Origin of the sequence: Brevibacillus laterosporus LMG 15441, from assembly GCF_000219535.2 — a bacterium.
In the GTDB taxonomy this organism is placed as follows: Bacteria; Bacillota; Bacilli; order Brevibacillales; family Brevibacillaceae; genus Brevibacillus_B; species Brevibacillus_B halotolerans.
Window position 1 is genome coordinate 637,247 of the sequence record NZ_CP007806.1, and the last position, 22,193, is coordinate 659,439.

28 protein-coding genes and 1 riboswitch are annotated in these 22,193 nt (G+C 42.2%); of the genes, 16 read left to right on the top strand and 12 right to left on the bottom strand.

All coding sequences use genetic code 11. The features are described from left to right. Positions 1-11 precede the first annotated feature (11 nt). The 3 genes from motA to BRLA_RS23910 all read left to right on the top strand — a co-directional run bounded on the left by motA (position 12) and on the right by BRLA_RS23910 (position 2,007). Positions 12-815, top strand: a complete 804-nt coding sequence (gene motA, locus BRLA_RS03210) for a flagellar motor stator protein MotA (protein WP_003335511.1) — start codon at positions 12-14, stop codon at positions 813-815. Further along, positions 808-1,596: a flagellar motor protein MotB gene (motB, locus tag BRLA_RS03215; RefSeq protein ID WP_003335510.1), complete on the top strand. Its 789-nt coding sequence runs from the start codon at positions 808-810 to the stop codon at positions 1,594-1,596. Before motA ends, motB begins: the two co-directional genes overlap by 8 nt. 237 nt (positions 1,597-1,833) lie before the next feature. Beyond that, positions 1,834-2,007: a hypothetical protein gene (locus tag BRLA_RS23910; protein WP_022586282.1), complete on the top strand. Its 174-nt coding sequence runs from the start codon at positions 1,834-1,836 to the stop codon at positions 2,005-2,007. On the opposite strand, the gene BRLA_RS03220 is transcribed toward BRLA_RS23910, so the two are convergent. Beyond that, positions 2,004-2,621, bottom strand: coding sequence for a LysE/ArgO family amino acid transporter (locus BRLA_RS03220; protein WP_003335508.1), 618 nt, complete (start codon positions 2,619-2,621; stop codon positions 2,004-2,006). The two genes, BRLA_RS23910 and BRLA_RS03220, sit on opposite strands and share 4 nt — an antisense overlap. Positions 2,622-2,743: 122 nt before the next feature. Between BRLA_RS03220 and BRLA_RS03225 the strand changes: the two genes are divergently transcribed. Both BRLA_RS03225 and BRLA_RS03230 read left to right on the top strand, forming a co-directional pair. Beyond that, positions 2,744-4,255, top strand: a complete 1,512-nt coding sequence (locus BRLA_RS03225) for an aminotransferase-like domain-containing protein (RefSeq protein WP_003335507.1) — start codon at positions 2,744-2,746, stop codon at positions 4,253-4,255. A gap of 47 nt (positions 4,256-4,302) precedes the next feature. Next, the gene (locus BRLA_RS03230) at positions 4,303-4,530 is read left to right on the top strand and encodes a DUF1450 domain-containing protein (RefSeq protein WP_003335506.1); all 228 of its coding nucleotides are present in this window, start codon (positions 4,303-4,305) and stop codon (positions 4,528-4,530) included. Positions 4,531-4,621: 91 nt separating this feature from the next. Here BRLA_RS03230 and BRLA_RS03235 read toward each other — a convergent pair whose 3' ends face one another. The 4 genes from BRLA_RS03235 to sspK form a co-directional block, all read right to left on the bottom strand. Further along, positions 4,622-5,866 (bottom strand): site-2 protease family protein, encoded by a 1,245-nt coding sequence (locus tag BRLA_RS03235; RefSeq protein WP_003335505.1) that lies wholly within the window; start codon positions 5,864-5,866, stop codon positions 4,622-4,624. Between the two features lie 66 nt (positions 5,867-5,932). Next, entirely contained in the window at positions 5,933-6,232 is a 300-nt protein-coding gene (locus BRLA_RS03240) for an iron-sulfur cluster biosynthesis family protein (protein ID WP_003335504.1), read from the bottom strand. A 96-nt stretch (positions 6,233-6,328) separates the two neighbouring features. Then, entirely contained in the window at positions 6,329-6,682 is a 354-nt protein-coding gene (locus tag BRLA_RS03245) for a DUF3905 domain-containing protein (RefSeq protein ID WP_003335503.1), read from the bottom strand. A gap of 39 nt (positions 6,683-6,721) precedes the next feature. Continuing rightward, complete coding sequence (gene sspK, locus BRLA_RS03250) at positions 6,722-6,853, bottom strand: small acid-soluble spore protein K (RefSeq protein ID WP_022586277.1); 132 nt, start codon at positions 6,851-6,853, stop codon at positions 6,722-6,724. An 89-nt stretch (positions 6,854-6,942) separates the two neighbouring features. Here sspK and BRLA_RS03255 point away from each other — a divergent pair, with 89 nt between their 5' ends. Together BRLA_RS03255 and BRLA_RS23915 are read left to right on the top strand one after the other, a co-directional pair. Beyond that, positions 6,943-7,221, top strand: coding sequence for a DUF3886 domain-containing protein (locus BRLA_RS03255; protein WP_003335502.1), 279 nt, complete (start codon positions 6,943-6,945; stop codon positions 7,219-7,221). Next, complete coding sequence (locus BRLA_RS23915; RefSeq protein WP_022586276.1) at positions 7,218-7,373, top strand: hypothetical protein; 156 nt, start codon at positions 7,218-7,220, stop codon at positions 7,371-7,373. The genes BRLA_RS03255 and BRLA_RS23915 overlap by 4 nt, the downstream gene beginning before the upstream one ends. Positions 7,374-7,433: 60 nt before the next feature. Here the strand turns inward: BRLA_RS23915 and BRLA_RS03260 are convergent, their stop codons facing one another. From BRLA_RS03260 to BRLA_RS03275, 4 genes are all read right to left on the bottom strand, one after another. Beyond that, the gene (locus tag BRLA_RS03260) at positions 7,434-7,862 is read right to left on the bottom strand and encodes a hypothetical protein (protein ID WP_003335500.1); all 429 of its coding nucleotides are present in this window, start codon (positions 7,860-7,862) and stop codon (positions 7,434-7,436) included. 203 nt (positions 7,863-8,065) lie between these two features. Further along, the gene (locus BRLA_RS03265) at positions 8,066-9,256 is read right to left on the bottom strand and encodes an ABC transporter permease (RefSeq protein WP_003335499.1); all 1,191 of its coding nucleotides are present in this window, start codon (positions 9,254-9,256) and stop codon (positions 8,066-8,068) included. Then, the gene (locus tag BRLA_RS03270; protein ID WP_003335497.1) at positions 9,253-9,975 is read right to left on the bottom strand and encodes an ABC transporter ATP-binding protein; all 723 of its coding nucleotides are present in this window, start codon (positions 9,973-9,975) and stop codon (positions 9,253-9,255) included. The genes BRLA_RS03265 and BRLA_RS03270 overlap by 4 nt, the downstream gene beginning before the upstream one ends. Positions 9,976-9,989: 14 nt before the next feature. Further along, complete coding sequence (locus BRLA_RS03275) at positions 9,990-11,255, bottom strand: efflux RND transporter periplasmic adaptor subunit (RefSeq protein ID WP_003335496.1); 1,266 nt, start codon at positions 11,253-11,255, stop codon at positions 9,990-9,992. A 246-nt stretch (positions 11,256-11,501) separates the two neighbouring features. Here BRLA_RS03275 and BRLA_RS03280 point away from each other — a divergent pair, with 246 nt between their 5' ends. The 4 genes from BRLA_RS03280 (at position 11,502) to BRLA_RS03295 (ending at position 15,290) form a co-directional block, all read left to right on the top strand. Further along, a complete protein-coding gene (locus tag BRLA_RS03280; RefSeq protein ID WP_003335495.1) occupies positions 11,502-12,860 on the top strand; it encodes a glucose-6-phosphate isomerase in 1,359 nt (452 codons plus the stop codon). A 3-nt stretch (positions 12,861-12,863) separates the two neighbouring features. Next, a complete protein-coding gene (locus BRLA_RS03285; protein WP_003335494.1) occupies positions 12,864-13,094 on the top strand; it encodes an excisionase family DNA-binding protein in 231 nt (76 codons plus the stop codon). 10 nt (positions 13,095-13,104) lie between these two features. Next, positions 13,105-13,216, top strand: a riboswitch (TPP riboswitch). Between the two features lie 108 nt (positions 13,217-13,324). Next, positions 13,325-14,455, top strand: a complete 1,131-nt coding sequence (gene thiO, locus BRLA_RS03290) for a glycine oxidase ThiO (protein WP_003335493.1) — start codon at positions 13,325-13,327, stop codon at positions 14,453-14,455. A gap of 73 nt (positions 14,456-14,528) precedes the next feature. Further along, a complete protein-coding gene (locus tag BRLA_RS03295; RefSeq protein WP_003335492.1) occupies positions 14,529-15,290 on the top strand; it encodes a DUF3888 domain-containing protein in 762 nt (253 codons plus the stop codon). 67 nt (positions 15,291-15,357) lie between these two features. Here BRLA_RS03295 and BRLA_RS03300 read toward each other — a convergent pair whose 3' ends face one another. Then, the gene (locus BRLA_RS03300; protein WP_041752472.1) at positions 15,358-16,410 is read right to left on the bottom strand and encodes a glycosyl hydrolase family 18 protein; all 1,053 of its coding nucleotides are present in this window, start codon (positions 16,408-16,410) and stop codon (positions 15,358-15,360) included. 185 nt (positions 16,411-16,595) lie between these two features. Here BRLA_RS03300 and BRLA_RS03305 point away from each other — a divergent pair, with 185 nt between their 5' ends. The 3 genes from BRLA_RS03305 to BRLA_RS03315 all read left to right on the top strand — a co-directional run bounded on the left by BRLA_RS03305 (position 16,596) and on the right by BRLA_RS03315 (position 18,921). After that, positions 16,596-17,009, top strand: a complete 414-nt coding sequence (locus BRLA_RS03305) for a YugN family protein (RefSeq protein WP_003335489.1) — start codon at positions 16,596-16,598, stop codon at positions 17,007-17,009. A gap of 121 nt (positions 17,010-17,130) precedes the next feature. Beyond that, positions 17,131-17,934, top strand: a complete 804-nt coding sequence (locus tag BRLA_RS03310; protein ID WP_003335488.1) for an NAD kinase — start codon at positions 17,131-17,133, stop codon at positions 17,932-17,934. Positions 17,935-18,045: 111 nt separating this feature from the next. Next, positions 18,046-18,921: an Ig-like domain-containing protein gene (locus BRLA_RS03315; protein WP_003335487.1), complete on the top strand. Its 876-nt coding sequence runs from the start codon at positions 18,046-18,048 to the stop codon at positions 18,919-18,921. Between the two features lie 195 nt (positions 18,922-19,116). Here the strand turns inward: BRLA_RS03315 and BRLA_RS03320 are convergent, their stop codons facing one another. Next, positions 19,117-19,887, bottom strand: coding sequence for a cyclase family protein (locus BRLA_RS03320; protein WP_003335486.1), 771 nt, complete (start codon positions 19,885-19,887; stop codon positions 19,117-19,119). Positions 19,888-19,998: 111 nt separating this feature from the next. Beyond that, on the bottom strand, positions 19,999-20,871 hold the full coding sequence (locus BRLA_RS03325; protein ID WP_003335485.1) for an arylamine N-acetyltransferase: 873 nt from the start codon (positions 20,869-20,871) through the stop codon (positions 19,999-20,001). Positions 20,872-21,132: 261 nt separating this feature from the next. On the opposite strand from BRLA_RS03325, the gene BRLA_RS03330 reads away from it, so the two are divergent. Together BRLA_RS03330 and BRLA_RS03335 are read left to right on the top strand one after the other, a co-directional pair. Next, positions 21,133-21,837, top strand: coding sequence for a hypothetical protein (locus BRLA_RS03330; RefSeq protein WP_041751933.1), 705 nt, complete (start codon positions 21,133-21,135; stop codon positions 21,835-21,837). Positions 21,838-21,976: 139 nt separating this feature from the next. Beyond that, a complete protein-coding gene (locus BRLA_RS03335) occupies positions 21,977-22,189 on the top strand; it encodes a hypothetical protein (RefSeq protein ID WP_022585681.1) in 213 nt (70 codons plus the stop codon). The last annotated feature ends 4 nt before the right edge of the window (positions 22,190-22,193 follow it).

Here is a 22,193-nt window from a genome sequence, read left to right on the forward strand (position 1 = left end):
GGAGTGTCTTGATGGATAAGTCTTCTGTAATAGGAATTATTCTTGGGTTTGTGGCTGTCTTTGTTGGGATGGTCTTAAAGGGAGCCAGTATTAGTTCTCTAGTTAACCCTGCTGCTTTTCTAATCATTATTGCTGGAACGGTTGCTACTATTTTTGTAGGCTTCCCTATGGTAGAAGTAAAAAGGATTCCCAAAATCATGAAAGTCCTTTTTACCAATCAACTGGAAGCTGATAAGCGTGAACTGATAAGCCAATTCATGACGTGGGCAGGTATTGCCAGACGTGAAGGGTTGCTAGCTTTGGAAAATACAGCTGATGAGATTCAGGACCCGTTTTTACGCAATGGCATGAAGATGATTATTGATGGTGGAGAGCCTGAATTTGTTCGCGATGTACTTGATGAAGAAATCAGTGCTATGGAAGAACGTCATCATAGCGGTGCGCTTATCTTTACCCAAGCAGGTACATATGCTCCAACGCTAGGGGTTCTAGGTGCGGTTATTGGTTTGATCGCGGCCTTGGGGAATCTTGCTGACGTAGAGGCATTAGGACACTCTATCGCGGCTGCCTTCGTAGCAACCTTGCTAGGTATTTTCACAGGTTACGTTATATGGCATCCTTTTGCTAACAAATTGAAACGTAAATCACAACGAGAAGTTGAAGTAAAACGTATTATGATTGAAGGATTACTATCCATTCAGGCGGGGGTTTCTCCGACTGCTATCGAGCAAAAACTACTGGTTTACATCCCAGTTGTTGAACGCCAAGCAGTGAAAGAGGGATCTAGCGAGGAGGGAGTCGGCGTTAATGGCTAAACGCAAAAAGAAGCATGAAGAGCATATTGATGAAACATGGCTCATTCCTTATTCGGATTTGCTAACCTTGCTATTAGCCCTCTTTATCGTATTGTTTGCGGCTAGTTCCGTAGATGCTAAGAAGTTTAGCCAATTAGCTGGATCATTTAATGCAGCTCTGAATGGTGGAGTCAGTGTACTAGATTTTCCTTCACCGGTTGAGCCAATCAACTCTGAAGAGCAATCCCTTATGAAGCCTGAGGGAAATGAGCAGGTTGTTGACAAGACCAAGTATGAACAACAAATGAAATATCTACAGGAAACAGAGAAGCTTGACCAGCTAAAAAAACAGTTGGATAGTTATTTGAAAGAGAATAATCTTACAGGCAAATTGCACACGAAGGTCACCGATGAAGGATTGCTAATTACAATTATGGACAACGCCCTTTTTGCATCAGGCAGTGCAAAGGTGAAACCGGAAGCAAGGAATTTGGCATCTGAGATTTCTAAGCTGTTAGAGCCAGATGGAAGACGAGTAACAGTGTCTGGTCATACGGATAATGTACCGATCAGAAACAGTCGATTCGAATCTAACTGGCATCTCAGTTCTGCGCGTGCTATGAATTTTATGACCATCCTATTGGAAAACAAAAAGCTAGATCCAAGTAAGTTTAGCACACGTGCATTTGGTGAATTCCAGCCAGTAGCTTCCAATAAGACGAATGACGGTCGCGCAACGAACCGTCGTGTAGAAGTGGCGATTCTGCGTAATTTCGAGAAAAACAGTCAAATAACAAAATAAGCTCGTATCGGAATTCAATATGAGTTTGTTAAAAAAGGCCGGTTTATGACGGCCTTTTTTATTTGGTCATGTGATGGAAGCTAGATGGGGAAAAAAACTTGTATCCCTAAACCTTTTTGAATAACCTTTTATGGAATTTTATGAATACGGATAGCAATCTTCTGCTATTCTATAAAACATGAAGAGTTTACCATTCAATGATGTAATGAATATGGTTCCACTGATAGGGGAGGAGTTATGAACAGTATTTGGTGGTTGCTACTCATTCTATTCATAATTGGCATGCTTTATCATCTCTATCAGATACGCCATGATAAGAAGAGTACATTTGCAAAAGAAGCCCTGTTTCTATTTTACTTAATAAGCTCGTTGCAGCTATTGATCTTTCTTCTATTTGCTGTGCTGCACTAGCTAGAGAGCCCGGAGTAAATGAGATAGGCAGAGGCCAGCCAGATAAGAATAGCTGCCAGTTTATTAATAACAAGCATGATTCGACCAGTATTATCTACTTTGCCTAGCATCCTACCTGCCCACGCTAGAGATAAGAACCACATCCACGAAATAAGTATACATGCCACCGTAAAGGCCACTTTCTCATGACCAGTATAGGCTGTTGAACTGGTTCCAATTACACCAATCGTATCCATAATGGCATGCGGATTTAAAAGTGAGACAGATGCTGCGAACATGACCTGCTTTCGCCACGTAAAAGAAGCATGGGTAGTCACGTTCGCCGCGTTGGTCGTTGATCTCCAAGTCATATACCCCAAGTATAGCAAGAAGCAAGCTCCCACTACTACTAAAGCCGTTTTTAACCATACAATTTTCCACAATAGCATGGATACTCCCAAAACTGCGAGTAAGGTCAGAATCGTATCGCAAATACTAGCTGTAATAATCGAAGGTAGGGCTCGGGTAAACTTCTTATGGGCGGCTCCTTGATTAAAAATAAAGATGTTTTGTACGCCTAAGGGTAAGATTAGTCCAAATGCTAGCACCATGCCATGTAACCAAGCGAGTACCATAATGATCACCTCTTTTTCTTTATTTGTATCTTACCTGGAGGAATTTCTACTGTCTGCATCCAATTGGTTGGTTGATCACCCAACCAAGTTTAGATTTCTACTTGAACGCAGGGAGGAAGCATGTGAAGAAAAAAAGGAAACCAAGTATGGTAATAGGCTTGGGAGAATGGAGACCGAAACGGGATGACCCGATCCCTCTTTATCGCCAAATTGCGTCGTATATACGCGAAAAAATTAGTGTTGGTGAATGGCCAGTGGGTTATAAAATTCCGCCGGAGCGTACGCTAGCTGTTACCTTTAAAGTGAATCGCAGCACAGTGGTTGCAGCGGTTCAGGAATTGACTGCGGAGGGCTTAATTCAGGGGAGAAGTGGAAGCGGCACGATAGTCGTGCAACAGCCAGATCCATTTCCTACGCTTCACTGGCCTAGCTATGTGAATGCTGGTATGTTTCATCCTAACCTTCCTACCATTCAAGAGATTAATCGACTAGAATTCGTACCGAACATGATACGCTTAGGAACGGGAGAGCCATCTAGCGATCTATATCCTCATGCCAACATGAAACAGGTACTAGCTCAGGTGGCTGAAAAAATCCCTTCCCTTGGCTATGAAGAACCCAAAGGGCTGTACAAGCTCCGCAGGGAGGTCAGCAGACATTTAGCCAAAAAGGGTATAAATGTACCACCTTCATGTATTTTGATCGTCTCAGGGGCTTTACAGGGGCTACAATTAATTTCATTAGGCTTGATGAACCCTGGAGCAACCATGTTGATGGAAAAGCCCTCATATTTATATTCATTAAATCTATTACCATCTACGGGTATCCGAATGAAAGGGATTGAACTGGATGCACAAGGAATATCCCAGCGGGCTCTACTAGCAGGTATCCAGCAGCAGACGGCGCAGATGCTGTATACGATTCCTACTTTTCAAAATCCAACTGGTAAGGTATTAAGTGAGAGTGGCAGAGAGCAGTTGCTGAAGCTGTGCCAACAAGAGCGCATCGCTTTAATAGAAGACGATGTGTATTCGGATTTGTGGTTGGATGAAGAGCCGCCTTTACCGATTAAGGCGTTAGACCAAAAAGGGACCGTACTGTATGTAGGCAGTATGTCTAAAACGATCAGCCCCGGTTTGCGCATCGGATGGCTGGTGGCACCAGAAACAGTGATAGACCGTTTGGCTGACTTAAAGATGCAGACGGATTATGGAGCCAGCTCCCTCTCACAATGGACTGTGTATGAGTGGCTAGCAAGCGGATTGTACGAACAGCATTTACTTTATGTGAGAGAGCAGCTTCGAGCTAGAAGAGATTTTATGCTAGCTTTACTCGAACGATATTTTAATGATCTAGCTACATGGTCTATTCCAGCAGGGGGGTTTTATATCTGGCTTTGCTTTTTACATGAGAAGATATCCATGCGTTCCTTGTTTAAAAGAGCCCAGCAGCAATCCATCCTATTAAATCCAGGTAATCTATATGATCCCCTGGATGATACCCATTTACGGCTCTCTTACTCGTATGCTAGCTACGAACAATTGGAATTCGGGATGAAGCAGTTGGCTCAAATCGTCAGGAACTTGGTGGAATGCCCACGAGGATGTTGCGACAATTACAAAAAACAGCTATAGTGATTACTGATACACTGGGCTTTCGTCTGTAGAAAGGAACATGTAGAATGTCAAATGATCTACGCATCTGTGATGAGTGCAAAGGATACAACGCCGAAGAATTCGCGGAACGGTTAAAAGAGATGGTTCCGGATGCGAAGGTAGAAATCGGCTGTCAAAATATGTGCGGTCATTGCTTAAAGCGAGCTTTTATTTATGCAAATGGACGTTGGTTTATTGGGAATAATGAAGAAGAACTAGTAAAAAAAATGCAACCGCACATTAAAAGGAAATAATAGACCGATTGCTATTCTCGGTCATTCTCCAAACAAAAAGACAAAATCTCTGCTTACAAGCAAGCGGTGATTTTGTCTTTTTTTCTACAAACTATGCTGTTTTCATTACCTGTCGCCATTCTAATAACATTTGATCAGAATAGAAGTAAAAAGCGGCTAACAGTCCGGCTAGCACTAGATAAGCAAGTAACACCTTCCAACGCGTAGCAGCGCTTGCTTCATAGTAACCAGCCTGGTGTTCCAGTTCTTTATTCATGTCAGCTAGCTTTAATTCCGTACTGGATATGGTGTGTTGTAAAATTCCCTGCTCAGCTTGGGACGTATCCTGCTCTGTTGGGGGAATATGATCCGCAGCATTTGCAGTGTGTTCAGAAACGGCCTGAGCCTCTGTAGCTGATGCAGTAGTATCGGAATATTGATTCCACGCATTCCGATATTGCTCTTGCTCGTGAGCGACCAATAACTCCCAGCGTTTTATGATAAATTGGCGATCAAGCTGGAGCTTCTTATAAGCCAATTTTTTCTCTTCCTGAAACAAAGGAAAAGTAAAGGGCTTTTTTGGCTGAGCTTTTTGCGTTTGCAGGTATAAACGTTGCAGATCGTATCTTTCCTGCGATGTAGGAGGCTCAACGATCCAACGCGAAAGTTCCTGATGAAGCTGCTCCCATTTATCACGTTCATATTGAAGCTGTTTATGTTTGTAATCGCTGGTAAGATGCGACCACCACGAAAACATCCCAAAGATGAAAATCAGCACGAGCATAGGACTTGGTGAAAAGAAGATAAAAGCTCCTAAAATAAGTAAACCTAAAAACCAAATATTAGGGGATAAAACTCCTACGATACGACCTCCATCAAGTGGAGAAACCGGAAGTAAATTAAATAGGTTAAGAATCGCTCCCAAATGAATGACTAATGCCCATAATGGGTCTTCTGTATAGATATATAGTGGGATGGCGGGCAAAAACGAAAGTAATCCAGCGAGTGGACCCCCATAGGCTAGAAATGCTTCTGTTGTTGCATCGCGCGGCAGTTCTTTTAAATTAATGAAAGCTCCAACAAAAGGAATAAACATGGGCAAGCCTGTATTAATTCCTTTGATCCGCGCGGCAATTACGTGTCCTAATTCATGAATAAAAATCAAGTAGATAAGGGCGACTGCAAATTTCCATCCAAATACAACAGCATAAAAATAAAGAGCAACTCCCATGCTGATAATGGTTCCTGTAAATTTAAATCCTTTCAAAAAGAGAAAAATAAATTTAAACTTTGTCAGTAAAAACAGCCCAATCGCTACTAAAATCGAACGATTTGCATTTTTTGATTTGGCGGACATGATTTGAATTCCTCCTGGAAATACGTGGTTTCTTTACTAATACGATTCAACATACAGAATGGTTTCCTAAGGTTGCAAACCCGGATTCGTAAACATAAAGCCGTATTCTCCTAACTGCTCATCATATGATAAAGTGCCTCCATCAAAATACCAAAAATCACTGGGGCGAATCACGAAGCGCAGACCTGCTACTTCATAGAGGGCATCATCGGATTGAAGCTGATCCTTTTCTACAGCATAAAACAACCCCCCAGTACCTGGTCCAGAGGTTCTAACATACAGACGAATGGTTTCACCAGGGATAAACCCAGCATATTTTTGATATGCCTTTGAAAATTCAGGCGTTATTGTTAATTGAAGTTTCATTGAGATCGTTTCCTTTCTGGCATTTCAGTTGCTTTTGTTATTGTAGCATAAAAAACCAGCACCTTTCCTTGTTAGAAGGAGATGCTGGCTTTTATCTTAATCGGTGTGATAGCTTACGTCTTTATCCAAATGGGTAAACATGTCCTTTTTCTTTCGAAGCTGTTGTTTTTCCAGTAGCTCACGGTTTTCTCGGGTATTCCAGCCAATGTCATTGGTGGGATGTACCCATTCTGGACCAGCCATGATAGCAGGGTCGACATCGCGGGACCAATTGTTTATCGGAGAATCGGCGGAATTATAGGCGCTATCCCCAATCATAATCCCGTATTGGTTAACAAAGGGAGCCTGCATGCTAATGTGTGCCTGCTTAAAGTCAGGCGCATTGATTTGATGCGGCAGTGTTTGATCAACAGCAAGTGGATTCCTATCTGCTGGAGGCTTGCTTTTCATAAAAAACCTCCTTTATGACAACGTATTGTACCCTGCAAATTAGCGGTTTTCTTTCATCCGTTCTTGGGGCTCAGCATTAATTGAACCATTAGAGCGCACAGCCTCGGATCGTGATTTTGGACCTTGTATATCTGCGGTTTTTCCGAAGTCCTTTGATTTGTTTCGCACCATGTGAATCCCTCCAATGATTTTCTCGCTTGTAGTATGACCTAAAATGGTACAATAAATAAGAGATAAAGTTGGAAAGGTTGGTAGTCACTATGGCAAAAAAACGTGGGAATCGCACACAAAATCAAACGAAACCGGCACAGGATGCTTTGGCTTCGGATAAATCAGGAAATAGCTTCAAGGATTTGCTAGGCGAAAATGCTTTAAGTAAGCTAAAGCAAATGGAAAAGGAATTGAAGGAAGGAAAAGAAAAGCAGGCACGCGAAGAAGCGGAAAAACGCCGCAAAGAATTAGAGGAACGAGAGAAAAATAAAAGCTTCGGTGAGCTTTTAGCGGATTACGAAAAAAAGGGGGGCAGTAAGTACTCTTGAAACCAGAAGACCGACGACCAGACACCTCTAAAAATGGGATGATGAAAAAAAATACCCTAAAGGTGCGGGAAGAATCGATACGTGAGCGAGGACGCTCTATAGTAGATAGACTAAATGCTCGAAAAATGCGGGCAGAAGATCATAATAAATAGCACCTGTTTTGATGAAAGAAAAAGGCCCGCACATTCGCGGGCCTTTTCATTATATTCGCATTAGCCAAAAATAATATGGCTTGGTTTTTGTGTTGGTGCTTCTTGTGTCGTCTCTGGAAGTACGTTTGGATAGAATTTTTTCATGGCTTCATTTCCAGATGCCGGAGCTACTTCTTGTGTTGGCAACATAGCTGGGTAGAACTTTTGAATAGTATTTGCTGCTGGCTGATCGGCTTGAGGTGCTACAGGTAACATAGCAGGAAAAAACTTGCTGAAGTTTGAATCCGTTACGTTGCTTTGTTGTTGAGTAGTTGGCAGAATTGCTGGAAAATACTTTTCGATCGATTTGTCCACTACGGGATCAGCTACGGTCTGAGCTGTGTTAGCAGGTAGTTTGAACAAATAATTTGCTTCTGCAGCAAATGCAGAGCTTACCATCAGTAATGATCCTACGGCAGCTACTCCTAGAGTCAACATAGCTTTTTTCATGTTAGTCCCTCTTTTCATGTCTCTCTTTTTAGTTTGACTGGTCAGCATAAATATCTATACATTTTTCATTTTAGTTAATTTATCCAATTTGTAAAGGGGTTTTATAAAAATTAAAATAATCTGTCAATTTATATAAAAAAACAGGCTGAAACCCTGAAGGGATCCAGCCTGTTAAGTAGTTTATTTCGTACTTTCTCTTCCGATTATTCGTAACGCAATGCTTCAATTGGATCAAGCTTGGCTGCTTTGTTTGCCGGATAGATTCCAAAGAAGATCCCGATTGCACTAGAGAAGCCAAATGCGATCAGAATACTATCCCAGGATGTAACAGGAGGCATGCCTGCAAATGAGATAATAATCGAAGCTAACCCAAGTCCAAGACCGACCCCTACACCACCACCAATTAAGCAGACAATAATGGATTCGATCAAAAATTGGGTCAGGATATCCCGTTTTTTGGCACCTAGGGCTTTTCGAATCCCGATTTCGCGTGTGCGCTCCGTTACGGAGACGAGCATGATGTTCATTACCCCGATACCGCCCACTAAAAGAGAAATTCCGGCGATAACCGAGAAGACCATCGTAAGCATGTCAAGCATCTTCGTGATCTCTTTTAGATCATCGGCGCTGTTTTTTACCATGTAATGATCGGTATGCTTATGTACACGATTTAGATATTGCTTGGTAAAGTCCATCGCGGCTTGAATCGTAGCATTTGATTTTGCTTGAATATGGAACATGTTTACCGTTGCTTTTTCGTTATGGTTCAAATAGGTTCGTGCCGGCATGTACACCAGATCCTGCATGCCGCCGCCCATAAAGCCCTGCATATCATTTTTTAGAACCCCAATGACCACAAAGGAGGCATCTGACATGTAAATCCGATTTCCTACAGCATTTCCCTGCGGAAACAATTTATCTGCTAAGCCCTTGTCTAATACCACAACATCTCGCTGTTCTTTATCGTCATCTCTGGTGTAAAAACGACCCTTCTCAATCTTATAGCTCGAATTTACCTCTAAAAAGTTACCCGTTGTCCCATATACTTGAGCACTGATATCCTTTTTCTTATCCTTGATGGTTCCGCCACCGTAGATTTGAGCCATAACATTTTGAATGTAAGGATTAATTCTTTCCAGGGTAACGGCATCATCGATGGTCAAATCATCATCCTTGACAGGTTCTTCGGTCTCCCAGCTTATCATCGCGGTAAACTTAGCATCGGCTACATTTCCGAATTGACTTGTCATCATTTCTTTTCCGCCCTTACCCATTGTCATAATGGCAATGACGGAAGCGATGCCGATAATAATTCCTAGCATGGTTAAAATGGAGCGCAATTTATTGGACCAAATACCATCTATAGCAATGCGAAAGCTTTCGATGAGGTTCATGTAGCGAACACCTCGTTTTCATCTGCGACAGCAAAGAGTCGTTCTTTTACTTTTTCATCCTTTATAATGACACCATCTTTAAAGACAACAATACGTTCTGCGTGCTGAGCGGTATCCAATTCATGCGTGACCAGAATAATGGTAACTCCCTGTGCGTGCAATTCTTGGAAAATGGCCATAACCTCTCTAGTAGAACGGCTGTCCAGGTTTCCCGTTGGTTCATCCGCTAGCAAAATCGCCGGGCGATTCACGAGAGAACGGGCGATGGCTACACGTTGCTTTTGACCGCCGGACATCATAGGCGGCTTGTGTTCCATACGCTCTTTTAGACCTACGCTAATGAGCGCTTCTTCTGCACGTTTTTTGCGTTCGCTTGCCGAGATGCCTGCATAAAGCATAGGCAATTCTACATTGCGAATCGCAGAAATACGGGGCAATAGATTAAATGCCTGAAAGACGAACCCAATTTTTTGGTTTCGAAGATCAGCTTGTTGATTTTCGTTTAAGGTAGTGACCTCTACTCCGTCCAGTACATAAGAACCGGAAGAGGGGCGATCCAAGCAACCCAGCATGTTCATAAAGGTGGATTTACCAGAACCAGAGGGCCCCATGATTGCGACGAATTCCCCTTTATTAACGGTAAAATTAACTCCTTTTAGGATGGGTAGCTCAGAATCACCGTTCATAAAGGTCTTACGAATATCAGTAACGGTTAGCATCTGTTTCCCTCCTTTTATACTGCTCCAGGTACGCCTGCTTCCATTGCCATTACAGGCATGCCTTCCATCAAATCAGCGGAAGGGCTGCTAATGACACTGTCTCCTTCATTTAGACCGCTTGTGATTTCTACATTCAAGTCACTTTCTGTACCGGTTTGTACGGGACGTTTTTTCGCCAGACCGTTTTCTACAACCCAGACAAAGGAACCGCTTGGATCATTCACAACCGCTTGGAAAGGGACAACAAGAATGTTGTTTTTATTGGTGATCATAATATCGACATCGACATTAAAGCCAGGTTTTAGTACAGAGACAGCCTGATCCAATTCCAATGTAACATTCACTTTTGTTTTTCCTGTCGTTTCCCCTTTTTGAATCTTTGTAGCCAGCGGCGAAATACGGGTTACTGTAGCTGCTGCTTTTTCTTTGCCCATAGAAGTGCCGCTTACAAGTGCTTTTTGTCCCAATTGAATCTCTTTTACATCTGATTCGTTAATATCTGCTACTACTTGTAATTTTGTCACATCACCCATCGTAATGATTTCTGTACCCTTCGTCACGGCTTGACCATTCTTAGCATCCACCTTTAAAACGGTACCGGAGAAAGGAGCCACCACGGTGGATTGAGAGCTTTGCTTCGCTAGCTCCGCTTTTTTTACCTGTAGCTGGTTAATCTGTGCTTGAACGGAAGCAATATCTGTGCTTTTTGGACCTTTTTTATTGAGGGCTAATTCGCTCTGGGACATTTTAAGAGATGATTGCGCTTGGGATAATGAGTCCTTAGCCTTGTCCAAATCAGTGGCAGGAGAAGCACCAGCCTCTACCAATTGTTTGGTACGGTTGTATTCCTTCTCGGCAGAGTCAACCTTTTCTTTCTCTTGACGAACGCGTTCTTCCTGTTGGGCAATCGTTTCAGGTTCTTTGCCTGATTTAACACGATTTAGTTCAGCATGCTGCGAAGCGATTTGCGCATCAATGGATGCCATTTCGCTTGATAGATCGGTAACATCTATACGAGCAATGACTTGATTTGCTGTAACCTTGTCCCCTTCTTGTACGTTAAATTGCAGCAAGGTCCCATTATTTGGGGAGAAAAGCGTAACCTCTTGCTTTGCTTTAACCATTCCTGATGCCATTACTTTGTTTTCAATGCTTCCTTTTACAACAGGAATGACGGAAACAGGAAGGCCTGTTGCGTCGACAGCGGTCAATTTCAAATAACCATAGGCGCCGGCGACTAGTACTCCAGCTGCAATAACACCCCACCAACGTTTCTTCATAATAGCCTCCTTAAAAAATTTGTTTACAATGGATTTACGCATCAACTGCTAAATGGTTACAAAAATTTATGTTAAATTAGTAAAACGTAAGGAATAACAGTATTATAATAATCTTTAGAAGAGACTGATTTTTAAATTGACGTGATTCCGTTAAATTCTGCGTGATAGAATAGAGAGGATATCGCGTACAATAATAAGCATCAGTTTATTATTAGTTTTGCAACTTACGATTCAGGGGGTATTATCGTGACAAAAGCGATCCGTTTTAGTTATGACAAAGCATTGCCATTCGTTTCCGAGCATGAAATGAAGCATTTAGAAGCGGCTGTAGGGCTAGCGCATCAACAATTACATGAGGGTACAGGTGCAGGTAGCGATTATCTAGGCTGGGTAGACCTACCGGATACATACGATAAAGAAGAATACGCACGTATTAAAGCGGCGGCAGAAAAAATCAAAGCTGATTCTGATGTATTGCTCGTTATTGGTATCGGAGGCTCCTATCTTGGAGCTAAGGCAGTAATTGATGTACTAGGGCATACATTCTATAACTCTTTAACAAAAGAACAGCGCAAAGCACCTGAGATTTATTTCGTGGGTAATAATATTAGCCCTGTCTATTTGACTCACCTTATGCAGGTTATTGAAGGCAAGGAGGTTTCGGTCAACATTATTTCTAAATCCGGAACCACTACAGAGCCAGCTATCGCTTTCCGTATTTTCCGTGAGTTCATGGAGAAAAAGTATGGCAAGGAAGAAGCGCGTAAACGCATTTACGCAACAACAGATAAAGCGCGCGGGGCTTTGAAGCAAGTAGCGAACGAAGAAGGTTATGAGAGCTTCGTTATTCCAGATAATGTTGGTGGACGCTTCTCTGTTTTAACAGCAGTAGGATTGTTGCCTATCGCTGTATCAGGTGCAGATATCGATGCCTTGATGAGTGGGGCACAGACGGCTCGTCAGCGCTATATGAATCCAGCTCTTGAAGAAAATGAATGCTATCAATATGCTGCTATCCGCAATTGCTTATTACGCAAAGGGAAGCAAATTGAGATGCTAGTAAGCTACGAACCTCAATTCCATTATTTCAATGAATGGTGGAAGCAGTTGTTTGGAGAGTCTGAAGGCAAGGATGGTCGCGGAATCTTCCCGGCTGCTGCTGATTTCTCTGCTGACCTTCATTCTATGGGGCAATTTATTCAAGACGGCTCGCGCAATTTGTTTGAAACGGTGCTTTCCGTTGCACAACCAGCTACTGACGTTGAAATCATGCAGGATGCCGCTAATTTAGATGGCTTGAACTTCCTTAGTGGAAAAGGCATGGATTTTGTTAACAAAAAGGCAATGGAAGGCACGATGTTAGCGCACATGGACGGCGGCGTTCCTAACCTTGTAGTTGAATTGCCTGAGCTATCAGCGTATCATATTGGTGAGCTTCTTTATTTCTTTGAAAAAGCATGCGGCATCAGCGGTTATCTGCTAGGTGTGAATCCATTTGATCAGCCTGGCGTAGAGGCTTATAAAGCGAACATGTTCGCACTTCTTGGTAAGCCAGGTTTTGAAAAGCAGAAGGCTGAGCTGGAGGCCCGCTTAAAAGGACAGTAAACCATGTATTTAACTGTAAAGGAAACAGCTGCTTATCTGGATATGCCTGAATGGTTTATACGAGAAAAGATAGCGGAGAGACGTATCCGTGCCGTCCATAATGGTGAGGACTACTTTATTAATAAGGAGCAGTTTACTTATCATATGGAGGAGCTAGAGAGACTCAAGGCTTTTGAAGAGGCGGAAAAATTCGAGCCAATTCCCGAAAGCTATGATTACAAGGACGAAGATTAATAATTTCACATTGATCTACTGGGGGAGTCCTAACTTGCAGGGCTGAGAGGACAGAGCGTGTCTGTTGACCCTTTTTACCTGATCCAGGTCATGCTGGCGAAGGGAAGTGGTTAGATTTGGTGTTGGTGATTTTCCCACTTTTCCTGCGCGGAGAAGTGGGTTTTTTCATTTCTTTGTGTAGAGAGCCAATCGATTCCCCACTCAGTAGATACGAGAAAGGGTGAAGGACAATGAAAAGCTGTTCAGACATCATTGTGATTGGCGGAGGAATTATTGGTTTGGCGATTGCCACGGAACTTGCTCCTGTAGGCATGACGGTTACTCTCATCGAAAAGGGAGTGTTTGGAGGGGAGGCATCCGTTGCAGCGGCGGGAATGCTTGCTCCTTTAAAGGAATTTACGAAGCCAGGGCCACTTCTTGACATGGGAATATGTTCATTGGATCTTTATAAGAATTGGGTGCTTGAACTGAAGGAGGCTACCGGCATTGATTGCCAGCTATCTACAGCAGGTATTTTGACAGTAGCCATGACCGACATGGAGGAGGAGTGGTTGCAGGAGCGCTACCAGTGGCAAAAGTCTGAAGGTTATGATATCCGATTGTTGTCTGGAAAAGAAGTGCAGAAACAAGAGCCACATCTATCAAAAATGGTACGCCAAGCCATCTATTCTCCACACGAGGCTGACATCAATAACCGTCTGTTAGTAGAAGCCCTAGTGATACAGGCCAAAAACCGACATGTTCGTTTATTCCAAAATACTGCTGTAATCAAATTAAAGCATACTGGAAGGAAAATGACAGGCGTTGTAACAGAGAAAGGGGAGCTGGAAGCTAATCACGTGATTGTAGCAGCCGGGGCGTGGACTGCTGATATCTTACGTCAGGTGGGAGTGAATGTACCTGTCTATCCAGTAAGGGGACAAATCGCGGCGGTTGATTCGAATCATTTGCCTCTTTCCCATGTAGTCTTTGGAAAAAACGGCTATCTAGTGCCTAAGCAGGATAGACGAATTATTGTTGGAGCTACAGAAGATTTAGCCGGCTTTGATCGCTCTTCCACTGTTTATGGTGTTTCGAAAGTATTAACGGGGGCAATGTCAATTGTACCAGCGATTTCTGAAGCTCCATTTTTACAGGCTTGGGCAGGATTACGGCCTGCTACGGCTGATGGACATCCTATTTTAGGGCCAGTGCCAAACTGGAGTGGGCTAACCCTAGCCTGCGGACATTACCGGAATGGAATCCTGTTAGCACCGATTACGGCGAAGTTGATCGCCGAATATGTCAGTTCAGATGAAACAGAGCATATGAATCCTTTCTTGCCTAATAGGTTCAGTCTTGTTTCGTCCGAGGAAAAATGAGGAGAAGGCGCTCACCCTTTTCATAAAGCATGGGAGTTTGAGGAAGGTTAACAGAAAAAGGAGATGATCGCAGATGAAGCAATGGGCAAATAGATGGCAGCATATGGTGATAGTTGCTTTTACTTTGCTTCTGTTTACTGTATCTACCTCTTCAGAGATCGCATGGGCTCAACTACCATCTCCTGTACCTTCTGATCCGATACAAGGAGCTCTTATTTTGACGATGAATCCCCATGTAATCAAAGCAATCACTCACTACTATGGTTATCCACGAGCCTATGATCTATCCTCAGCCAAGGTGGTAGGTGTCTCTCGTCTAACCAATCAGCCTCATTCCTATGAAGCTGTTTTTCAGGTGAAAACCTATGAGGGAAATCATTCACCGCCTTTTGCAATTGAAACGATTAAGCTTGCAGTACACCCAAACGGGGTACAATTGACTGGATATTCTCATGAAGGCGACGAGTGGGAGGAAAAGCGCAAGGTGGAGGAGCAACAGGTACAAAAGGAATTTGAGGATTACTTTCAAATAAAACTGGCTGGCTATCAGCAAATCGGATATTACCAAATTGCTCACCAATATCGCGATGAGCCTGATAATGCCTTACTCTTGCTGAATCAGGAATTGCTTTCCCAAAAAGAAGCGATTCAAAAGCAAGTTTATCTATTGCCTATGACCTTTCTTGGTAAACGGGACGGCTACATCTTGTATAAGCGACCAGATGGGCGGCAGATCGTCTATTTCCTGCTTAAGGAGCTAGGGACCTGGAAGCTGGATAAGATGAAGCATGTACCTAGTAAGGAAGTGTCGAAAGTCAGCTTGGCATTCGTCTAGAATAGCTCAAAAGCCGTCAGCAACTTGAAATGCTGACGGCTTTTGGAATGGAAAAACCAGTTTTCATTTATGACTTAGGAAGAAGCGCCGTCCAAAAAGTGTCGTTCTCATATCCGAGGCGCCAAACGGCAAAGCCAGCCAGCTTGTACTTTAGAGCCAAGCTACGTTTAGCGGCGATACTATATTCATTCTCATACCAAAGGGTATGCCAAACGCCGTTTTTCATATAGTGCAGATAGGGCGATTTATATGTATCATGCCATGCTGGAACGGCTTGATTTTCCTTAATGATGGCAGGTATATTACGGAAGCTGATTGCCCTTTTTTTCTCGGTACTCCACTCGTAGCCATAGCTTGGAATACCCATTAATAGCTTATAGGCTGGTACTTGAGAGACGCTATAGCGTATAACATCCTCCACCCAATTGTAGGAGGCAACTGGACCTTCCTCTGACCATGTTCCATGCTCATCATACGTCATTAGTTGAAGATAGTCGGCCTTGGCACCCAGTGCTTTTAAATCAAAGCCATATACCCAGAAGATAGCAGGGTCATCGTTTGTTTTGGCAGGCACAGAGACGATTAATTGCTTTTTAATCGCATGAAGCTGGTCTGCTAAGCTTCCAACGAACGAGGAATAGGCCTGACGATCTTCGGCCGGAACATTTTCAAAATCAAGATTAGCACCTGATAATTGATTTTGCTGTACGGTGGTAAGGACTTGTTGGATAAAACGCGCTTTATAATCCTTGTTGGCCAGGATCGAATGGACGATTTCCTTATCAAATAATTTTTTCCCATGATTCGTAATGACTAAAAAGCTGCCCTTTTTTGTATCTTTCGTTAACTGTAACGCTGTTTTAGGCAGGACTCCTACCAAATTGCCTTCCTTGGTAGCATTGTAATTAAAGAAGGCGACGTCAGAGATTCTATCCTGGTAATGATGCAGGGAGGTATAGGCGGCTAAATCACCTGGATAATTTTCGGCATAATAGCTAACTACCTTTTGTGTAGCCGTTACCTTTGGAGCTGCCGATACATTTGAGCCAGTGGCTGCTTCTAGCTGGCTTCCTCCGAGTGTAATTGAAAGTAGCGATAGTGTTAGCAAGATTCGTTTCACAAAAATAAAATTCCTTTCCGAGTAAGTACATGTTGTAAATTGATAGATTTCTTCTTGTCCTTCCCTTTCGACACAGAGCATTGAATTCCTTTAAAAGCTACTGGTGGTAAATGATGGATGCTAATTAAATCAAAGTAATTTGGAGAAGGCTATACGGATAAGAAGAAAGGAAAGGGGTAGCTTCGATGAAACAAATAGCAAGTCAAATTGAAGGGAAACAAGCGACATACGGTGATCTTATGGAGACGTTGGGGAAAGAAGGCTTTACTTTGTCCAATTGGGAATATAGAAGTGGCTTTTTGGATCGCAAGCTCGATGATAAAGGCATGGTGTTCTTACGTTTACCTGTACAGGTAGTGAGCGGCGAGCTAGATCAGCCTCAAGCTGTTTTACGCTTTGAACAACCATTTGTCCTGAAGCATATCTACCAAACCGGCTCTGATGATGATACTGATTACGCAGCCGCTTCGGTCGTTTCTTCTATGTTTAATCAGTTTCAAGAACCCATTAATAAAGATGCGGATATAGAATCGACATACATAGTACAGGCTGAAGAACTGTTGAATAGATTAGAACAGACGATATTTGCGGGAGAATGAGGAAAAGAGAAATCCTCGACCTTTTGTAAAATAGTTGTTAACTCATTTGCTGATAGCTACTTGCAATAGTATGATGAATATGAAATCAAGGTTATCGCAAAAGAGAAAGGATTTTAACGAAATGAAAATCGCAACGGTTTTACGTAATGATGATCATACACGTCAGGTGGATATAAGATTGCGTGAAAAGCTGGCTGCTTCCACTTCGCGTTCCTATCGTTTTTTAGATGCCAATAGTCAAGAAAAACCGGATATGGTTTTGTCTATTGGAGGTGACGGAACCATGCTGGAAGCTGTTCATCAATATGGATTCGAGCCGCATTATATTGGGATTCATACGGGCCATTTGGGATTTTATGCGGACTGGCATCCTGATCAATTGGATGAATTTGCTGAGGCCTTGGAACAGGTAGACCCTTTAATAGCCGAATACCCAACTGTTTCCTGTCAAATTCGCACCAAGGATGGACAGCTATTGGAGAAGTGGGCACTAAATGAACTAGTCATTCGTAATGCCAGCCTTTCTTCCTTGGTAGTCTCCGTTTTTATTAATGAGCAAGAATTTGAACATTTTCGCGGAGACGGTCTTATTATTTCATCGCCTTCAGGTAGCACTGCTTATAATAAAGCGGTGGATGGTGCCTTGCTGCATCCTTCCCTAGAGGCAATCCAGCTAGCAGAAATTGCTTCCATCAATAATCAATCCTATCGGACGATAAACAGCGCACTAGTTTTACCTAAGCACCATCAGGTAGAGCTGATTATTATGAATCCTGAAATCATGCTTGGCATGGATCGAGAGCAGGGCGTTTGGAAAAATGTTGATTCAATCACCTGTCGTGTTGGTCCTCAAAAGGTCAAATTTGCTCGATACAAGCGTCTAACCTTTTGGGATCGTGTGCGTAAAGCTTTTATTCATGGTTAATATTACAAAAAAATGGTTTTTGGTCTTTACAAGTTCCCCTTCTTTGCCGATATAATTATATGAGATATCAATTTCATTTACGTTAAAGATAGTTAGAGGATGGGTGAACGAATGAGAAAGAATAGGTTTTATAAGATATTTGGATTGGGTTTAGCTATTTGTATGGCCTTTGGTATGCCGACTACTTCCGTTTTGGAAGCCGCAACCAAGCCTGCAACCAAGCCTGCCGAGAAGGTTCTGTCTTCTTTGAAGATTTCAGCCAATACTCTGGCACTTGAAGCAGGGAACACGAAATCACTTACTCTAAGTGCACAATACACAGTAGGAAGACCTGTTTCTGTCACTTCCAAGGCAGCTTGGAGTACGTCAAACAGCTCGGTAGCAACTGTTACTAACGGTAGAGTAAAAGCTGTAGGAGCAGGAACAGCGGTAATTACAGCCAGCTATATGGGTAAATCAGTTACCACGTCTGTAACGGTATCCAAAAAGCTAAAAATATTGGAAGTAAGCTCGAAAAAAGTGGATTTGCTTCGAAATGATTCGAAAAAAGTTTCTGTGACGGCTGTTTATACGGATTCTTCCAAGGAAAATGTTACAGATAAAGTAACTTGGCAGGTAAAAGGTAATGCAGTTACTGTTGATAAAGGATTAATTAAACCAAAAGAAGCGGGTTCGGCTACGGTAACAGCAAGCTTTGGTAACAAAAAGGCAACTGTAAGCGTACAAGTCGACCAAATGAATAAATTGTTGGTTACGACACAGCAGCTACACCTGTTCAAAGACGATGATGATTTTGAAATAAAAGCTACTGCTATCTACAAAGCAGGATCAAACGAGGATGTTACCTCTAAAGCAACATGGACAAGCACGAATACGGATATCGTAACAGTTAAAAACGGAAAAATTATTCCGCGCAAGGCTGGTAAAGCAATTGTTAAGGTGAAATTCGGTAACAAGAACGTAAACATCACCGTGAATGTTTACTAAGAAGAGCATCTCGATAAAGTAAAAAAGCATCCCCTTTACATTACCTGTGTGAGTAGCACAACGGTAAGCGGTAAAGGGGATTTTTCATGGGGAATAAATAAACCTCAGTCCAGCAAATGGGACTAAGGCTATTTGAGATTAAGTAGTCAATTTTTTGGAATGAGTACCTTCATATTCTTTGGTCTTTTGTCGTATCTACGGGGTTTCAATAATCGCTACAGGCCTTGTCCAAGCTCCACTTGCTTTGTCGATTTTAATGGGAAAACAACTGATTTTGAAGCCATAAGGTGTCGGGATTTTATCTAGGTTAGCAAGCTTTTCGATTTGGCAATATTCTTTATCTCTTCCAACGTAATGAGCTGCCCAGAGAAGTCCTTCCCGTGGCTTTTGCTTGTAATTCGCAGCTTGAATAGTAAGAGGGATGTCCCAGCCCCAGCCGTCAGTACCCATGACCTTGATTCCTTGCTCAATAAGCCAGCGAGTTGCTTCGGCAGATACGCCAACATGAATGTAAGCATAGTTGTCATCCATCATTTTTTTATCAGCATCGGAACGAATTAACACAATATCGTATGGTTTTAGCTGATAATCCATTTCCTTTAGCTTTTGAATTAGGTCATTCGTCGTAATTTCATAACCCGATTCCTTGTCACTAAAATCAAATACAACACCGTCTGCAAAAAACCATTCTAGTGGTAGCTCATCAATGGTTTTGGAAGGTTGACCTTCTGAAGTCGGCCAGTAATGCCAAGGGGCGTCAACATGTGTTCCTGAATGAGTATTTGCGGTCACTGTCTCCGTTGCCCAAGCTTTTTTCTCTGGAAAGTCTCCAGGAGTAAGACCTAGGATTTGAGCTGCCTGAATGGCACCTTCCTCGTGGGAGGAATAATCAATTTTTGCCGGTAACGGCTCTTTTATGTTGGGACTTAGGGTAACGCTTAAATCAATAAATTGTGGTTTAGCCATAAAATCCTCCTCTGGTCACAGCTTTTCAAATGTTTTTCTACAAGCATATGTGTGGAAAATGATCCTACTATTTTTTCCTCCATTTGACAATGACGACACGGTGAATTATGTTTAAACCAAATTATTTTGTTGCTTTTTTATCTTTTTTTCAAAGATGTTAATTCCTAATTCAGCAAGAACCTCGACAGCTTCTCTTACAGGTAATCTGGGGAGCTTGAATTCCTCCTGTAAGACCTTCTCTATCTCTTCCGTATTAGACAGAAGTTTAAGCTGTTCATTCCCACTTTCATCTACAATACTAAATTCATTATTGTAAATCGTTACCTTCCGATGTTGATCTAGCTGGAATAATTGAATGAATAGTAGAGACATAAATTTTCTATCTAGATCAAATGATTTTGCCACTGTATTATTAAAGTAGATCAGGTTTTTCGTGACAGTTGGGTCAAACGTCCAGTCCTGTTCGGTTAATTGATTTTTAACGTACCGGTTGTAGAGATAGCGTCCCGGATTTTTTGTATCTGCAACTAAACGAACGGCAATATCAGCGTATTCACTGCAATTGTCCGGGTTGCGTGTAAAATCAACGGGTGTAAAAAAAGGAGCAGCAGAAGCACAATCTACATATAAAGGTATGCCTGGTTCCTCAGGATGATCAACCAGAATAGCAATATGTGTTTGGCCAACAGGAAGTAATTTTGCTGAGAATCCAAGCTCTAATAAAAGCTGCTGCAACGTTGAATTAAGCACGTAGCATGTTCCACCAAATTGCATGGTATAGAGGTGCAGAGTAACAATATCCAGCGGGGGAATGTAGAAGTTGTTTTGGTTATATTCTCGATAGTAAATCAGCTTGCTTATATTTTCGAAAGGTATTGTTGATAGGTGATTACGACAAATTTTTTCGAGAAATTCGTAGGAAGGCTTTTCTTGTTTCAGGTGTATTTTATGCAAATAAGACTCAGCCCACGTTGGTAATTTCATAGCGATTACCCCCTTCATTTTAAAATCAATAGAGTATTTTCTGGTAGGTGTCAAATAGTATTTTAATTGTAAATATTTAGATAAAAATGAGCAAGGAATTTATATCCGGATAGCTTGCTGTTTCATGAGGTATTCCTTGATTTCATACGCAAAAGCATTAGGGTAAAGGTTATCCAATTTATTACTTTATTGTAACAAATGATTTTAAAAACTGTCTAATAAAGTAAATTCATCCTAGGTATAGCGAAGGAGGAAGTATGTATGAAACGAAAGGGATCGAGACGGAAGATGATCGGAATGCTATACGTCACTTGTCTGACGGCCTTGCTGATTCCAACCTCAGGCTGGGCACAAGCCGAAATGATAAAGCCAGCGTTCTCATTTCCAAACAATACGGGAAAAAGTGGAGAGAGAACAATAGTTAGACCATTGAAGCAGCAGGACCCTCAGAAGGCTTGGCCGAAAGAATGGCGCGAGAGAATTGAGCATCTGATAAATAGCTATGAGCCATGGAGCCAGTATCAGATTGTGAAAGGAACATTTCGCCGAGAAGAAAGTCGGGAATATTGGGACGTTCAATTGGCAAAAGGAACAGATGAAAAGCTATCTCTTACAATCAACGGTAAAAATGGGCGCTTATTGCGAGCCCTATCTATAAGTGAAAAAAATCAGCCTGCCCCCCTCTTATCCAACGAATGGGAAGCAGGAAAACAAGCTCAGGCTTTTCTTGAGAGTATGCTGGGCAGAGAAGCTAGTGAGTATCAGATAGTATCTCATTTACCTTATGAGCAATCCGTTAGCCAAGTCACTGCTGAACCAAATAACATCTTACAGGGCATCAGAGTAATTACCTACCAGCGTATAAATGCCAAAAGCTCGCCTGCGGTAGATGATGCTATACAGATTGGGATAGACGGAGAAGGAAAAATAAAGAGCTTTGTTCGTGTTGAAATTCCTAGAGGATAGCCTAGAGTATCTTTGCCGTATGGTGAAAAGCCAGCTTGCTTGCAACAGCGCATTTATTGCAGTATGGAGGCTTTTCAACGAATATTTGCTAATTATTTGGGCAATACCAATCCTAGGAACACTAGGATGGAGGAGTCATATGCGTTCACTAATGAACTTTTTTCAGAGAGCTAACTTATTAGCGTGGATTGTGGGATTGTTTATTGCTCATATCGTCATGTATCTTAGCCTAGGGACTCCGACGTGGTTTGCTACTTCGTTATTAGCCGTATCTGTATATGCTGTACTGTTCATGGTAATGAAAATGGTTGCCCAGCGTTATCATGAGAAACAACGAGAAGGAAACCGATAGGGCC

Bases quoted from the DNA above. Each gene is read 5' to 3' on its own strand.
- motA (WP_003335511.1), top strand. From the start codon at position 12: ATGGATAAGTCTTCTGTAATAGGAATTATTCTTGGGTTTGTGGCTGTC.
- motB (WP_003335510.1), top strand. From the start codon at position 808: ATGGCTAAACGCAAAAAGAAGCATGAAGAGCATATTGATGAAACATGG.
- BRLA_RS23910 (WP_022586282.1), top strand. From the start codon at position 1,834: ATGAACAGTATTTGGTGGTTGCTACTCATTCTATTCATAATTGGCATG.
- BRLA_RS03220 (WP_003335508.1), bottom strand. From the start codon at position 2,621: ATGGTACTCGCTTGGTTACATGGCATGGTGCTAGCATTTGGACTAATC.
- BRLA_RS03230 (WP_003335506.1), top strand. From the start codon at position 4,303: ATGTCAAATGATCTACGCATCTGTGATGAGTGCAAAGGATACAACGCC.
- BRLA_RS03235 (WP_003335505.1), bottom strand. From the start codon at position 5,866: ATGTCCGCCAAATCAAAAAATGCAAATCGTTCGATTTTAGTAGCGATT.
- BRLA_RS03240 (WP_003335504.1), bottom strand. From the start codon at position 6,232: ATGAAACTTCAATTAACAATAACGCCTGAATTTTCAAAGGCATATCAA.
- BRLA_RS03245 (WP_003335503.1), bottom strand. From the start codon at position 6,682: ATGAAAAGCAAGCCTCCAGCAGATAGGAATCCACTTGCTGTTGATCAA.
- sspK (WP_022586277.1), bottom strand. From the start codon at position 6,853: ATGGTGCGAAACAAATCAAAGGACTTCGGAAAAACCGCAGATATACAA.
- BRLA_RS03255 (WP_003335502.1), top strand. From the start codon at position 6,943: ATGGCAAAAAAACGTGGGAATCGCACACAAAATCAAACGAAACCGGCA.
- BRLA_RS03260 (WP_003335500.1), bottom strand. From the start codon at position 7,862: ATGAAAAAAGCTATGTTGACTCTAGGAGTAGCTGCCGTAGGATCATTA.
- BRLA_RS03265 (WP_003335499.1), bottom strand. From the start codon at position 9,256: ATGAACCTCATCGAAAGCTTTCGCATTGCTATAGATGGTATTTGGTCC.
- BRLA_RS03270 (WP_003335497.1), bottom strand. From the start codon at position 9,975: ATGCTAACCGTTACTGATATTCGTAAGACCTTTATGAACGGTGATTCT.
- BRLA_RS03275 (WP_003335496.1), bottom strand. From the start codon at position 11,255: ATGAAGAAACGTTGGTGGGGTGTTATTGCAGCTGGAGTACTAGTCGCC.
- BRLA_RS03285 (WP_003335494.1), top strand. From the start codon at position 12,864: ATGTATTTAACTGTAAAGGAAACAGCTGCTTATCTGGATATGCCTGAA.
- thiO (WP_003335493.1), top strand. From the start codon at position 13,325: ATGAAAAGCTGTTCAGACATCATTGTGATTGGCGGAGGAATTATTGGT.
- BRLA_RS03295 (WP_003335492.1), top strand. From the start codon at position 14,529: ATGAAGCAATGGGCAAATAGATGGCAGCATATGGTGATAGTTGCTTTT.
- BRLA_RS03305 (WP_003335489.1), top strand. From the start codon at position 16,596: ATGAAACAAATAGCAAGTCAAATTGAAGGGAAACAAGCGACATACGGT.
- BRLA_RS03310 (WP_003335488.1), top strand. From the start codon at position 17,131: ATGAAAATCGCAACGGTTTTACGTAATGATGATCATACACGTCAGGTG.
- BRLA_RS03315 (WP_003335487.1), top strand. From the start codon at position 18,046: ATGAGAAAGAATAGGTTTTATAAGATATTTGGATTGGGTTTAGCTATT.
- BRLA_RS03320 (WP_003335486.1), bottom strand. From the start codon at position 19,887: ATGGCTAAACCACAATTTATTGATTTAAGCGTTACCCTAAGTCCCAAC.
- BRLA_RS03325 (WP_003335485.1), bottom strand. From the start codon at position 20,871: ATGAAATTACCAACGTGGGCTGAGTCTTATTTGCATAAAATACACCTG.
- BRLA_RS03330 (WP_041751933.1), top strand. From the start codon at position 21,133: ATGAAACGAAAGGGATCGAGACGGAAGATGATCGGAATGCTATACGTC.
- BRLA_RS03335 (WP_022585681.1), top strand. From the start codon at position 21,977: ATGCGTTCACTAATGAACTTTTTTCAGAGAGCTAACTTATTAGCGTGG.